This is a genomic window from Sphingomonas gellani (assembly GCF_900110035.1).
Lineage (GTDB): Bacteria > Pseudomonadota > Alphaproteobacteria > Sphingomonadales > Sphingomonadaceae > Sphingomonas > Sphingomonas gellani.
The window spans coordinates 187,455-199,902 of the sequence record NZ_FOCF01000003.1 but is presented as its reverse complement, the minus strand read 5'-3'; the positions used below and the strand labels follow the sequence as shown (position 1 = coordinate 199,902).

The 12,448-nt window shown below is 66.4% G+C and carries 14 protein-coding genes and 1 tRNA gene; 2 read left to right on the top strand and 13 right to left on the bottom strand.

Annotation, left to right across the window (positions count from 1 at the left end; translation table 11 throughout):
• Positions 1 to 41 precede the first annotated feature (41 nt).
• Positions 42 to 1,244, bottom strand: a complete 1,203-nt coding sequence (locus tag BMX37_RS07775) for an ABC transporter permease (RefSeq protein WP_093665168.1) — start codon at positions 1,242 to 1,244, stop codon at positions 42 to 44.
• A 401-nt stretch (positions 1,245 to 1,645) separates the two neighbouring features.
• Here BMX37_RS07775 and BMX37_RS07770 point away from each other — a divergent pair, with 401 nt between their 5' ends.
• Positions 1,646 to 3,166: a peptide chain release factor 3 gene (locus tag BMX37_RS07770; RefSeq protein ID WP_093665167.1), complete on the top strand. Its 1,521-nt coding sequence runs from the start codon at positions 1,646 to 1,648 to the stop codon at positions 3,164 to 3,166.
• Here the strand turns inward: BMX37_RS07770 and BMX37_RS07765 are convergent.
• Genes BMX37_RS07765 through BMX37_RS07755 form a run of 3 tightly spaced genes read right to left on the bottom strand, consistent with a single transcriptional unit; the run spans position 3,163 to position 6,158 of the window.
• Entirely contained in the window at positions 3,163 to 4,425 is a 1,263-nt protein-coding gene (locus tag BMX37_RS07765) for a spinster family MFS transporter (protein WP_093665166.1), read from the bottom strand. The genes BMX37_RS07770 and BMX37_RS07765 overlap by 4 nt on opposite strands.
• Positions 4,422 to 5,096, bottom strand: coding sequence for an RlmE family RNA methyltransferase (locus BMX37_RS07760; protein WP_093665165.1), 675 nt, complete (start codon positions 5,094 to 5,096; stop codon positions 4,422 to 4,424). Before BMX37_RS07760 ends, BMX37_RS07765 begins: the two co-directional genes overlap by 4 nt.
• Before the next feature lie 21 nt (positions 5,097 to 5,117).
• Positions 5,118 to 6,158, bottom strand: a complete 1,041-nt coding sequence (locus tag BMX37_RS07755; RefSeq protein WP_093665164.1) for a Ppx/GppA phosphatase family protein — start codon at positions 6,156 to 6,158, stop codon at positions 5,118 to 5,120.
• Between the two features lie 139 nt (positions 6,159 to 6,297).
• On the opposite strand from BMX37_RS07755, the gene BMX37_RS07750 reads away from it, so the two are divergent.
• Positions 6,298 to 6,371: transfer RNA gene (locus BMX37_RS07750), tRNA-Gln, on the top strand.
• An 82-nt stretch (positions 6,372 to 6,453) separates the two neighbouring features.
• On the opposite strand, the gene BMX37_RS07745 is transcribed toward BMX37_RS07750, so the two are convergent.
• The 9 genes from BMX37_RS07745 to BMX37_RS07700 all read right to left on the bottom strand — a co-directional run bounded on the left by BMX37_RS07745 (position 6,454) and on the right by BMX37_RS07700 (position 12,360).
• Positions 6,454 to 7,143 (bottom strand): hypothetical protein, encoded by a 690-nt coding sequence (locus BMX37_RS07745; RefSeq protein WP_139198050.1) that lies wholly within the window; start codon positions 7,141 to 7,143, stop codon positions 6,454 to 6,456.
• A 23-nt stretch (positions 7,144 to 7,166) separates the two neighbouring features.
• Positions 7,167 to 8,117, bottom strand: a complete 951-nt coding sequence (locus tag BMX37_RS07740) for an ATP-grasp domain-containing protein (protein ID WP_093665162.1) — start codon at positions 8,115 to 8,117, stop codon at positions 7,167 to 7,169.
• 319 nt (positions 8,118 to 8,436) lie between these two features.
• A complete protein-coding gene (locus tag BMX37_RS07735) occupies positions 8,437 to 8,931 on the bottom strand; it encodes a JAB domain-containing protein (RefSeq protein ID WP_425288448.1) in 495 nt (164 codons plus the stop codon).
• A gap of 29 nt (positions 8,932 to 8,960) precedes the next feature.
• Positions 8,961 to 9,461 carry a hypothetical protein gene (locus tag BMX37_RS19160; protein WP_244501481.1) on the bottom strand — a complete coding sequence of 167 codons (501 nt, stop codon included), beginning with the start codon at positions 9,459 to 9,461 and terminating at the stop codon, positions 8,961 to 8,963.
• A 38-nt stretch (positions 9,462 to 9,499) separates the two neighbouring features.
• A complete protein-coding gene (locus tag BMX37_RS07730; protein WP_093665160.1) occupies positions 9,500 to 9,835 on the bottom strand; it encodes a hypothetical protein in 336 nt (111 codons plus the stop codon).
• 34 nt (positions 9,836 to 9,869) lie between these two features.
• A complete protein-coding gene (locus BMX37_RS07725; RefSeq protein WP_093665159.1) occupies positions 9,870 to 10,397 on the bottom strand; it encodes a response regulator transcription factor in 528 nt (175 codons plus the stop codon).
• A 382-nt stretch (positions 10,398 to 10,779) separates the two neighbouring features.
• Complete coding sequence (locus BMX37_RS07715; protein ID WP_425288444.1) at positions 10,780 to 10,989, bottom strand: DUF6961 family protein; 210 nt, start codon at positions 10,987 to 10,989, stop codon at positions 10,780 to 10,782.
• Positions 10,990 to 11,310: 321 nt separating this feature from the next.
• A complete protein-coding gene (locus BMX37_RS07705) occupies positions 11,311 to 11,757 on the bottom strand; it encodes a thermonuclease family protein (protein WP_093665376.1) in 447 nt (148 codons plus the stop codon).
• Positions 11,758 to 11,979: 222 nt separating this feature from the next.
• Positions 11,980 to 12,360, bottom strand: coding sequence for a hypothetical protein (locus tag BMX37_RS07700; RefSeq protein WP_093665155.1), 381 nt, complete (start codon positions 12,358 to 12,360; stop codon positions 11,980 to 11,982).
• Between the last annotated feature and the right edge of the window lie 88 nt (positions 12,361 to 12,448).

Here is a 12,448-nt window from a genome sequence, read left to right as displayed (position 1 = left end):
CCGTCACGGGTTCGCCCGCCGGTTTACGCGCGTTGGACCAATCACCAGCGCAAGGCTTCGGCGGGTGAAACGGTTGTCGCACGTACCGCCGGATAGAGCGTGCTGAGAATGACGCCGAGCGAGACCAGCCCCATGATCCAGCCAAACTGGGCGCCGGATATGGCAAGCGGGATGGAGGCAAGGGCATCCAGTTCTGCCGATGGTGCACGCAAATGCGCCTCGATCGCCCGGACGGCAGGGTCTTTTGCGCTCTTGAGTGCCAGGCCGATGCACAATCCCGCACACTCTCCGGCCACTCCGATCACGGCGGCGACACCGATGAAGACCCTGGCGATCGAGAACCTCCCCATGCCCATCGTTCGCAGAATGGCGATCTCGCGCATCTTGTGACGCACCAGCATCACCATGGATGATGTGATGTTGGACAGTGCGACAAGCGTGACCATGGAGATGATGGCGGTCATGGCGAACCGCTCCTGCTGCAAGGCCGCGAAAAGCGATCGGTTCATGTCGCGCCACGTGCGCACCGTCATATGCGGCCCCGCTGCTCGACGTATATCGTCGAGGATCGCCTGATCATCCTGCCCTTTCAACCACACGCTGGTTCTGCTGATCGGGCTGCTGCCGTTCGTGTATCGCTGCAGATCGGCCACGGGCATGACGACCCTGCGGCTATCGAACGCCTCGACTTCGGTGTCGATGATACCCGCCACCACCGCCTCGAAATTGACGACGTCGAGATCGTCACCGGCAACGCGTGGCAACGTGATCGCTATGTGACCGCCAGGGCCGACGCCCAGCTGCATGGCTAGCCCGCTGCCCAGCGCCACCGTACCCGACTCCCTCGGCGCACGGCCCATCAAGGCGGAAGATTCATTGGCGAGAGCCGGAAGCGCCTTCATGTTGGCAGGCTGGATGCCTTGCAATTCCGCTCCAAGGGTTCTGCCGTCCGCGCTAACCAGGCCGTTCACATCGAGTGAGGGGATGACGCGCCCAACACCGCGAACATGTTCCAGCCGCTGTTGCATGCCGCTCCACGTGCCGAGCGCGTTGCGGCGCGTTACGAACACATGCCCATCGGCCGAAGCGATCTGCCCGCCCAGGCGCGCCTCGGCGCCGTTCATGAAGCTCACGACCAACACCAGCGAAGCAACGCCGATCGCCACGCCCGCACAGCCGAGCGCCCCAATCAACAGCACGAACCGCCCGGCCCTGCCCGGCAGCAAATAGCGTGCGATCAGCATGCGCTCATGGGACGTTGTCAGATGTGGTACCTTTGATGAAGACGGGCGCTAGGCTCAGGTATCAAGGCGACCTCCCCTCCCGTGTCAACGGCATCGCGACGCCACGCCGCTTGGTAAGGTTTGCCGTCCGGGATTTCCGCCGCGTCCTTCCGAGCTGTTTCGAAATCGGCCACGCCGCGTTCGGCGCCCTTTGCTCCAGCCGCACTTGCCTTTCATGGCGCACGGATCGTCCTGCTCAGCCCCTGTCCTACGCCGGCGCGATCTGGCATGGCGCGCGGCATGATCGTGCACCACATTCCGCTTACCTGACGCGCACGCTTTCCACCCAAAGTGGAGAAGGGCGTTTCAGCTCTCCACTTTCTCCACTTCACCTTCATCTCTCCCCCGATCGGCCCATCCGCATGACCCTTCCCCGCCGCACTTTCGCGATCATCTCGCACCCCGACGCCGGCAAGACCACGCTGACCGAAAAGCTGCTCTATGTCGGCGGCGCGATCCATCTGGCAGGGGAGGTCAAGGCGCGCGGGGCGAACCGGCGCGCGCGGTCGGACTGGATGAAGATCGAGCAGCAGCGCGGCATCTCCGTCACGTCGTCCGTCATGACGTTCGAAAAGGACGGCGTGTTCTTCAACCTGCTCGACACGCCGGGGCACGAGGATTTCTCGGAGGACACCTATCGCACGCTGACCGCGGTCGATTCGGCGGTGATGGTGATCGACGCGGCGCGCGGCATCGAGGCGCAGACGCGCAAGCTGTTCGAGGTGTGTCGCCTGCGCTCCGTCCCCATCATCACCTTCGTAAACAAGGTGGACCGCGAGGGGCGCAGTCCCTTCGAGCTGCTCGACGAGATCGCGGACGTGCTGGCGCTGGACGTGTCGCCGATGAACTGGCCGATCGGCATGGGCGGCGAGTTCGAGGGGATCATGGACCTGTCGTCCGGCCGCATCAGCCGGCCGGAGGGGGACAGCCGGACCTTTCAGGGCAAGCAGGACGAGGTGCCGCTGTCCGATCGCTTCGCCGAGGAAGTGGAGCTGGCGCAGGCGGGCTATGCCGAGTTCGACGGTGCGGCGTACCGTGCGGGCGACCTGACCCCGGTCTATTTCGGGTCCGCGTTGAAGGATTTCGGCCCGGCCGAGCTGATCGCCGCGCTCGCCGCGCATGCGCCGCCGCCCCGACCCCAGCCCGCCGAGCCCGCGCCCGTGTCGCCCGACAATGGCGAAGTCACCGGTTTCGTGTTCAAGGTTCAGGCGAACATGGACCCGCAGCACCGCGACCGCATCGCGTTCATGCGGCTGTGTTCGGGCACGTTCAAGCGCGGCATGAAGCTGACGCCGACCGGCCATGGCAAGCCGATCGCGGTGCATTCGCCCATCCTGTTCTTCGCCCAGGATCGCGAGATTGCGGATGAGGCGTTTCCCGGCGACATCATCGGCATCCCCAACCACGGCACATTGCGCGTCGGCGATACCTTGTCAGAACGCGCCGACGTGCGCTTCACCGGCCTGCCCAATTTCGCACCGGAGATCCTGCGCCGTGTCGCGCTGAAGGACCCGACCAAGACCAAGCAGCTGCGCAAAGCACTGGACGACATGGCGGAGGAGGGCGTGACCCAGGTCTTCTACCCGGAAATCGGGTCGAACTGGATCATCGGCGTGGTGGGCCAGCTTCAGCTGGACGTGCTGCTCAGCCGGCTGGATGCGGAGTACAAGGTCGCCGCGGCGCTGGAGCCCGCGCCCTTCGACACTGCACGCTGGGTGGCAGGCGATGCGGCGGCGCTGAAGGAACTGGCCGAGCAGAACCGATCCGCCATGGCGAAGGATCGCGACGACAACCCGGTGTTCCTGGCCAAGTCGGCCTGGGAGGTCGGCTATATCGCGGAACGCTATCCGAAGGTGCGCTTCCTCGCGACGCGCGAACGCTAATCCATCCAGTCGCGGCTGAGCGTCCGCGCGGCAACCAGCATCAGCACCGCCGCGATCGGGTAGAAGCCGAGCACGTACAGCGCCGCCCAGCGCAGCGCGTCGTCGCCCAGGCTGTAGGCCAGCCGGTCGGCGATGTGCCCCATCAGCAGCGGCCCGCCGCCCAGCCCGATCAGGTTGGTGACGAGCAGGAAACTGGCCGATGCGGTGGCACGCATCTGGGCCGGTACCAGATGCTGCACCGCCGCCGTCACCGTGCCCAGCCAGACCAGCGCCAACCCGCTCGGCACGAGCAGCGCCGCGAAGCTCACGACCGACGACCCGGTCGACATGCCTGCCGCGTACAGCGGCGCGGCGATCAGGAACGACACGCCCGGCACCCAGGCATGCGCCGCCCGCCCCATCCGGTCGGCCATCCAGCCGCCCGCCAGCACGCCCGCGCAGCCCCCGACCAGGAACAGCGCACCGGTGAACATCGACACGCCGACCAGATCGAACCCGTTCGCCCCCATCAGCACCGATGGCAGCCACAGCGCCAGCCCATAGCCCACCAGGGACGCGCAGGATGCGCCGAACGCCAGCAACCAGAAGCTCGGCTTGCGCACCAGCAATGCCAGCGCGCCGCGCGGCGGCGGCGACGTCGACACGCGCGGCAGGTCGCGCACGGCCCTGGCGAACAGCGGCGACACGATCAGCCCGATCAGCCCCAGCACCACGAACGCCGCGCGCCAGTTCACCGCCGCCGCGATGGCGCCGCCCAGCAGCGTGCCCGCCGCTAGCCCGATCGGCGCACCCAACGCATAGGTCGCCAGGGCGCGCGCCCTTTGTCCCGGCGGGAAATATTCCGCGATCAGCGCGTATGAGGGGGCGGTCCCGCCGGCCTCCCCCACCCCGACGCCCAGCCGGCACCAGAACAGCGACCAGAAACCGGATGCCGCGCCGCACAGCGCGGTGAATCCGCTCCACACCGCCAGGCTGGCCGCGATCACGCGCGATCGTCCCACTTTGTCGGCCAGCAGGCCCAGCGGCACGCCGGCGGTCGCGTACAACAGGGCAAAGGCGAGGCCACCGATCGCCCCGAACTCGGTACGCGACAGGCCTAGGTCCGCCTGGATCGGCCGCGCCAGAATGCCCAGCACCTGCCGATCGACAAAATTCAGGATGTACACCAGCAGCAGCAGCGCCAGCACCCGCCGGGCACCGGGGGCCGGGGCAACGGCCGGTTGAACGGCGACCGGCCGATCATCGGCACGAACGGTCATTCCGCGTCCGTGCGGCCCTTGAACCCCTGCGCCACCACGAACCATTCCACCGACCCCTTGCGGCTGGACGGCGGCTTGGCATGCTTCACCGTGGCGAACCGCTGCTTCATCTCCGCGACCAGCGCCGAATCGGCTCCGCCCGCGAAGACCTTGGACACGAACGTCCCGCCCGGTGCCAGCACATCGACAGCGAAAGCGAGCGCCGTCTCCACCAGCGCCATGGTGCGCAGCGCGTCCGTCTGAGGATGCCCGACAGTATTGGCGGCCATGTCGGACAGGACCAGGTCGGGCGCGCCGCCCAGCGCCTCCATCAACAGGCCCGGCGCGGCATCGTCCATGAAGTCATGCTGGAAGATGGTGACGCCGTCGATCGGATCGACGGGCAGCAAGTCGATACCGACCACCGAGGCGCCCGGTACGCGCCGACGCACCGCTTGACTCCATCCGCCCGGCGCGATGCCCAGGTCGATCACCCGTTTCGTGCCGCGGAGCAGTCCGAATCGCTCGTCCAGTTCCAGCAGCTTGTAGGCGGCGCGGCTGCGATAGCCCTCCGCCTTTGCGCGGCGGACATAAGGGTCGTTCAATTGCCGTTCCAGCCAGCGCGTCGACTGCGCGGTCCTGCCACGCGCCGTGCGGACGCGTTGGCGCCCGCCGGTACCGCCCCTGCTCATGCCGTCCTCTCCAACTTGCTCTTACGGCCGCGCCGCGCCCATCAGCCGTTTCAATATGCCCTCGCGGATCCCGCGATCGGCGATGCCCAGCCGCTCGGCGGGCCAGATGTCCATGATCGTCTCCAGGATCGCGCAGCCGGCGACGACCAGTTCGGCCCGCTCGTTGCCGATGCACGCCCAGCGCGCCCGCTCCGCCACCGACATGCCGGACAGGTCCGAACAGATGCGCCGCATAGCGGGGGACGGCACGATCAATCCATCCACGGCAGAGCGATCGTAATGGCTCAAGCCCAGATGCACGCTGCCCAGCGTCGTGACCGTGCCGCTGGTGCCCAGCAGGCGTGGCCGCGTTGCGCCGCGCGGCAGGCGGGCGGCGAAGCGCGCCATGCCCTCCGACGCCAGTTCGCACATCCGGCGATACGCGTTCAGGCGGCCCTCCCGATCCTCGCCGCCGCCGGCGCTTTCGGTCAGCGACACCACGCCCCAGGGCATGGAATGCCAGTCCAGCACACGCGGAACCGGTCCGGCGGTGTCGATCAGCACCAGTTCGGTCGATCCCCCGCCTATATCGAACACCACCGCCGGCCCGTTGCCCGGCTCAATCAGCGCATGGCAGCCCAGCACCGCCAGCCGCGCCTCCTCCTCGGCGGAGATGATGTCGAGATGGATGCCGGTTTCGGCATAGGCCCGCTCGATGAATGCCTCGCCGTTGCTGGCGCGGCGGCACGCCTCCGTCGCCACGGAGCGGGCGATCAGGACGTTGCGGCGCTTCAACTTGTCGGCGCACACACGCAGCGCCGCGATGGTGCGCTCGATCGCGTCGTCGGACAGGCGCCCGGACGCAGCCAGCCCCTCGCCCAGCCGGACGATCCGCGAAAACGCATCGACCACGGCAAAGCCCGGACCCTGCGGGCGCGCGATCAGCAGGCGGCAATTGTTGGTGCCCAGGTCGAGCGCGGCGTAATGGCGCGCGTTGGACCAGCGACCCCGCATGGGCCGCGGTGGAACCGGACGGGGGGAATCGGTCCCCCGGTACGGCATCTTGGCGGAACTGTCCCCCATGCCGTGTTTCACTCTTTTCTGTTCTGCCGTCGCGGGTTGCCCGCACGGTGCTTGCACGCAAGGTAGCGCGGCCCGTCATTCTCCACAAGCACCCGGCGTTGACAGCCCGCGCCGGCCCGCCTATTGGCGCCCCCCTTGCTGCCCGATCGTCTAACGGCAAGACTACGGACTCTGACTCCGTCAATCGTGGTTCGAATCCACGTCGGGCATCCACTACCTTTTGTTGGATCAGGTTATCTGATCCGCAGAATCAGCTTTAATCGTGTTCTCGGTTTTGGCGCCTGCTCTTAGGTGGCTACGACGTCCGCCCTGAGGGATGATGCAGGCCAAGCAACGAGTCAGTTGGACGGTCCCAAATGCTGACCATCGCTTGAGGACCGGCACTGTTCGAATCCGTCGTCACGCCCTTACCCAATCCCGCTGCTATCAGCCCGACCAACATTGCGGCCGCGAAAGCGAGCACTCCGTTTCTGATTGAGACGATTGCTGCGACAGCCTCGTTCGCGCGCAGGAGGTTGTCCCGCTCAAAGCTACGCGCCGCCGCGATCATCTCCTTTCGAGCGGCATCGCCTCCAGATGCGACTATGCTGAGGTACCCGGCTCCGTAGCCGTAGCGGGGCTTCGGCTGCAGCCCGTTGAAGCCGATTAGGACGCCTGTCAGCAGGAGGGCAACTGCGAGCAGGAAGAGGACGGCAGCGGCGATCTTCCACCCCGATGCCACCAAATCCTGCAGCATCGTCGAGCCGACGAGCCCTCCGACGGTAACTGATACGGACAGAGCGGCGGTCAGCTTCTGCAGCTTGTCGTCGAGTTCCTTTCCCCGCGTCCATTCGGCCTCGATTAGCTTCGCGAGGTCGTCGTTCGACAGCGCCGCGATTGGACCTCCCGTGGCGATGGCACGCTGACGAATTGTCGAGTTGGTCCGCCACATTGCGATTGGCGTCCACAGCTCCCCCGCCAGGAAGCGGATCGGGCGAAGCGGCATGCTGGCCACCCTTCGGACACGATCTAGCGCGAGCATGACAGCGCGACTGCAATTGCCGCGGCGATCGGTCGTGTCTCTCCGTCGACCCATCCCCATTCACCGGTTGGATTGATCTCGATGAACCAGCTTCGTCCGGCGGCGACCGCTAGATCAATGGCTCCATACCGCAGGCCAAGCCTAGCTACGAACTCGCGGCAACGATTCGCGTCCTCGTCGCTGAGGACGTGATCGACGATCTCCAGTTGGTCCTTCCCGGTCAGTCGCCAATCGACTTCGATGCCCTCCCCGGCACGCTTGATTGACGTACACCAGAGACGGTCCTCGACGACGGTGACCCGAAGGTCGAGCTTGTTCATAAGCGCCTGCTGAACGGTCAGAGCCGCCGTCAATTCTGGAAGGGCCGCATCCTTCCAGTCCATGATCGACGTGTAGCCGAACAGCTGGTCCGGGCCGTCGCGCAGCAGTAGCGTGTCCACGCTCTTAATTGCGACGGGAAGACCATCGGCTGCCGGAGGGTTGATATCAGGATCGTTGGTCATGACCGTGCGTGGCACATCGAAGCCGACCTCCGCGGCTGCGGCGAGCTGCAACGCCTTGATTTCGGCACGGTACACTGCGGAGGGACAATTAAACCATCGCGCGTCATCGAAAACCATCATGGAACGCATGAAAGCGGACCACTGCGAACGCTGCAGCTGATCCTCCACCTCCGCCCCGTTCCCCGCGACGTTCCGATCAAACGTGCCTTGGCGCCACCATACCGATCGAAGCTCCGACCCGACTGTCCATGTGCGACCGTCGTGACGGCAGGTCAGCCGAGGTTCGGTCGGATCTAGCGCTAGCAGGACGTCGCCCAACTGCTCTCGGTTGAGGCGGAGAAACTTCCTTCCCCTGCGCGTCAGTTCGCGGCAGACCCGGTCGGTGGCGAAGTCGAGATCGCTTGTCAGGATCAGCACCTCGACTTGGTGTGCCACTCTCCTGCCCCTTCTGATCCTCTCCGGTTTCCACGTCGTTCTTCTTGCTCTGTGGAATATGGTTGGGATCGTCGCACAACGGCCCTCGCGGTCCGTTCCACATGCCGCTGATGAAATTGTAGGTGGCGCCATGCGGTCGGCCGAGTTCAGGGTCAGAAAGGGTCCGGCGGGTGTCTGAGGGCTCATCGTGTTGCGTACGCAGAACTGAATGAGGGTCGCGAAGCGTCAGTCAACTCGAGACGCAACCGGTAGCGCCAAGGCCGATGGGGTATCAACGACGCCGACTAATCCGAAATGGCGGCAATTCTGGTTTCAATAGTCAGATCAGGCCTTGAGCCCGGAGCGAGACATGGCCGCTCGCGCCGACGATGACGTGGTCAAGGACCGCGATGCCGAGACGCTTGCCGACTTCCGCGACGTTGCGCGTGACGTCGATATCGGAGCGACTGGGCGAAGGGTCGCCTGAAGGATGGTTGTGGACCAGGATGATGGCGGCGGAGCCGAGCTCAATCGCGCGACGAACGACCTCGCGGGGATGTATGGGCGTGTGGTCGATGGTACCCTCGGTGATGACATCGTCGCGGATCAGCATGTTGCGCGTGTTGAGGTGGAGTACGCGGAACCTCTCGACCGCGAGATGCGCCATGTCGACGTGGAGGTAGTCGAGCAGCGCCTGCCAGTTCGTCAGAAGCGGCCGCTCGGCCGCCCGATACTGGGTGACGTGGGTCAGGCCGGCCTTGAAGGCTGCGATCGCCTGCACGGCCGCTTGGTCCTGCCCGAGGATGCGGGCGCGACATTCGTCAGTCGCTGCCAGCGCGGCGGGAAGCGACCCGAAGCCGTCGATCAGCCGCTCCGCGGTTCGGTTGGCGTCGGTGCTGCCTGCCAGGCGGATAAGTCGTTCCGCGACGGCACGGCACTCGCCACGACCTGCCCCTGCTTCCGCGAGTGATGCTGACAGATGCCGATCGCTAGCAGGACCAGCATGGGATAGCTCCCCGCCTCCTCCATCAACTGGTAGCCGAACCACCAGAGCGTCGGATCCATGGCTCGCGCCAGATGGGCCAGCGACGAGAGAATCTGGAGCGCGGACGCGGTCAGTATCCATATTTTGCCCGAGCGGATGCCGAGCCGCATCATTCCCAGCGCGAGCAGGACGTCGACAAGCAGGATCGCCGGCTCGACGTCCCTCCAACGCATGGCCAGAGCCGGGCGAAGAACCAGCGTCCCGATGGCCGCCGCAAGGTACATCGTGGCGACCTGGCGTTCCGTGCGCCCGCCGAACCTGTAGGCAGCGGCGAACAGCGCGGCGAGCGCGATCCAGAACCCATAGATGTACCAGAGCATCGGCCATTCGAAGCAGGACGCCGGTCAGCGGTCAACGCCTATGCCGCGGCGGCGATCGAGAGGACTTGAGCTTCCGGGAGCAGCGCGCAGCCTGGACCGAACTGGTCCGCCGCCAGCTTCGTCGGCAGGGCCGTCAGGATCGCGTGAGCGTCCGCCAGCTCCGCCTGGGCGGCGAGGGAGAGATCGATGCTGCGGCATACCTTGCGGATGGCCGCGATGGCATCGGGATCGAGGATCGTCCGGGATGAGGTACGCTGCTCGATCATGCTGGTCATGCAGCGCGAAAGGTCGGCGATGCTGCGGTCGTTGGACCGCTCCGCCGCAATGACGCTCTTGGCAACGGTGGCGATGTGGGTGTCAGAAACTCGAGACATGCAAACTCCCTCCCGGAAGCGATCAGCCCCGGGCTCAGTGATAGTACGGTTTCACGAGCGCGCCGAGGTGCATGAACACCCCGCCGAGCTTTGGCGTGACGAGCACGAGCACCGCTATGAGCACCGTGATCGTCAGGAGCAGCGTCGTGTGGACAAGCCTGGCCGGATCGAGGCCATGCTTCTCTTCGACGTCAGGCGGCCTTTCGGTCCGAACCGGGGGGAAGTGGTCGAATGGGACCGACGTCTCCCGCACCTCGGCGACAGGGGCCTGCTGCTGTTCCTGAGCCGCTTCTGGTGTCGGGCGGACTGGGTCGGCGACCCCGATCACGTCACCCCCGACCGGATGGGGGGATGCTGGCACCTCGTGCTCGATCACCAGTCGAGCGGCGGTGGTTCGCCGCAGGCCGCCCAGCTTGCCGCGAGCGCCGTCCACGACCTCGTCGACGCGGTGCTTGGAGATGCCCAGCAGCAGGGCGATCTCCTTTGAAGTACGACCAGTGGCGACCAGCCGCAGGCACTCCAGCTCGCGTTCGGTCAACGAATCGTAGGAAGACTGATCCATGTTGGCCGCGATACCGGATGACCGCGCCTCCTTTGAGTAGGAGATTGAGGCCGCTGGACTATCCTTGATCAATGACAATCGAAACTACACTGCTCCGACTGGAGCTCCAGGCTCGCCTGGCCCACTGCGCGTATCTGGCGGACAAGGTTGAAGCCTGGGATGTCTGGACGCAGCTGGTCGCAGCCCAGGCGCGCCTGGAGAGCGCAGCGCCGGCCGGCACCGATGGTAGGATCGACGCCCTCATCACGAGGGCTGGGCTCCTCGCTGGGAGGGCCGCCCATATCCAAGTGTCAGCCGAACCCGAATAGGGCAGCGACACAGACGACCGCCAGCAGGCCCAGCCAGGCGGCATCACGACCGACGGCACGCCAGACGGCCAACATCATTCCACCGATCCCTGCGTCGTCAGCTGCTCCAGCCGCCAGGCGATCTCCCGGAACCGGCCCACGCCCGCTTCGTCCCCGATCAGCGCCAGTTCGCCGACACGCTCCGCGAGCCATGGGACCGCCCTGTCGCCATGCATCCGGTGCATCGCGATCGCTTCTGCCCATCGTTCCTGATCCGGGGTCACGGTTCGACGTGGGCGGACCATGGTCCGAAGGCTGATCGGCCCTGGACGCGGGTCGATGCCGCCATGAGGCGCTGGTACGCCCTGCCGGCGAGGGGCGTGCGACAGGCGGCCAGGATCGTCGCCATGTGACCGGCAGCGAAGAGCGCCCAGGCGCCGGCGAAGCGGAATGGATTGCCCATGCCGGCCAGCCTACGGCTTCTGCGGTTGGTCGCAAGACGTCGTGTCGCGTCGCTCGCCACCCTGCATGAGCCGCCACGTACCGCCGTCCCGGATGTCGAGCACCAGCGCGCCGTGTCGCTCCAGCGGCATGTCTTCGAGTCCGTACCGCGTCCCCCCTCGGCATCAGCCGCGCCCTCCGCAGCCATGGTCGCGCCAGTATCGGCTCCACCGGAGCACGGTCCCGCTCGCGACCAGCGCGCACGACAGGTCGACGCCGGCCGCCTTCGTGCACCATGCGCCTGTCCGACTGCCGCCCGCAGGGCCGTTCGAGACGCAACGCATCGTCCCTCCCGTCACGAGCACGTGTCCTTCACGTGAGCGGCCGGTCGGACGTCCGACGAGCCGGACCAGCGCATCGCGAGATGCCGAAGCTGTCGCCGAGGGACAGGGCTGGTTCAACCGGCACGAGCCGTCGCGCTCGCGCGCCGCGACGCCGGCGATGCGCAGGCGCGGCCCCTCTGCGCACCACACCGGCCCGTCCCCGTCCCAGACGCGGGTCGGGGTACAGGTGAACGAGGTGCCCGCCGGCAGGAGGGGAACGGCGGCGGCAAGCGTCAGGAAGGTCGGCATGGCTCCATCTGCGGCACGTCCGGCGGGCATATCGATGGTTACCGCGTGATCCATCCTGAAAATGGTCGCCATCCTGAAATCGGCGACCTATGTTCGCCGATGCACGGGAAGCGGTTCCCGAGCCGGGGCGTGGAAACCCTGAACGAGAGTCGGTCGAAAGACCAATGACGGTCGAAGAGCTTCTTCGGCCGGGTGGCGGACACGTATGTCCAGACCACCCGGTTAAAGGTGCCCGTTCGTTCGGTCGGGCACCAGGTCGGTGATGTGGTTGCACTCGAAACCCACCCACCAGATATGCCCTCCGCTCCCCGGCGAGGTGCCACGCGGAACGTGGCAGACCGAGATCTCCTCCGGACCGCTCGCGTCGCAGGCGGCGGCGTAGGAGATGCCGCCATGGACCTCGATGTCGAGGCTGGCGGGGATCGCCTGCCATTCGACGCCGAAGAGCGTATGGTCAGGCCCGACGCCGACATAGCCGGAGAGATGGCCGCCGTTCCGTTCGCGCCGAATGATGCAGCCGAGGCCGGTCGCGGGATCAGTCCACGCGATCTTGTCGGCTTCGCGCGACCACCTGCCGGGACCGGGCCTGTGCACCGCGGGCACATGGTAGACGGCCTAGACCGGGATCACGGCCGAGCCGATGCGGCGCTCGCCACCGTGCTGCGCCTGGACGGCAGGCAGGTTGCTCCTG

Coding starts and splice junctions, on each gene's coding strand:
- BMX37_RS07730 (WP_093665160.1), bottom strand. CDS start 9,835: ATGTCTCGAGTTTCTGACACCCACATCGCCACCGTTGCCAAGAGCGTC.
- BMX37_RS07715 (WP_425288444.1), bottom strand. CDS start 10,989: ATGGTCCGCCCACGTCGAACCGTGACCCCGGATCAGGAACGATGGGCA.
- BMX37_RS19160 (WP_244501481.1), bottom strand. CDS start 9,461: ATGCTCTGGTACATCTATGGGTTCTGGATCGCGCTCGCCGCGCTGTTC.
- BMX37_RS07755 (WP_093665164.1), bottom strand. CDS start 6,158: ATGGGGGACAGTTCCGCCAAGATGCCGTACCGGGGGACCGATTCCCCC.
- BMX37_RS07760 (WP_093665165.1), bottom strand. CDS start 5,096: ATGAGCAGGGGCGGTACCGGCGGGCGCCAACGCGTCCGCACGGCGCGT.
- BMX37_RS07705 (WP_093665376.1), bottom strand. CDS start 11,757: ATGCCGACCTTCCTGACGCTTGCCGCCGCCGTTCCCCTCCTGCCGGCG.
- BMX37_RS07770 (WP_093665167.1), top strand. CDS start 1,646: ATGACCCTTCCCCGCCGCACTTTCGCGATCATCTCGCACCCCGACGCC.
- BMX37_RS07725 (WP_093665159.1), bottom strand. CDS start 10,397: ATGGATCAGTCTTCCTACGATTCGTTGACCGAACGCGAGCTGGAGTGC.
- BMX37_RS07775 (WP_093665168.1), bottom strand. CDS start 1,244: ATGCTGATCGCACGCTATTTGCTGCCGGGCAGGGCCGGGCGGTTCGTG.
- BMX37_RS07765 (WP_093665166.1), bottom strand. CDS start 4,425: ATGACCGTTCGTGCCGATGATCGGCCGGTCGCCGTTCAACCGGCCGTT.
- BMX37_RS07745 (WP_139198050.1), bottom strand. CDS start 7,143: ATGCCGCTTCGCCCGATCCGCTTCCTGGCGGGGGAGCTGTGGACGCCA.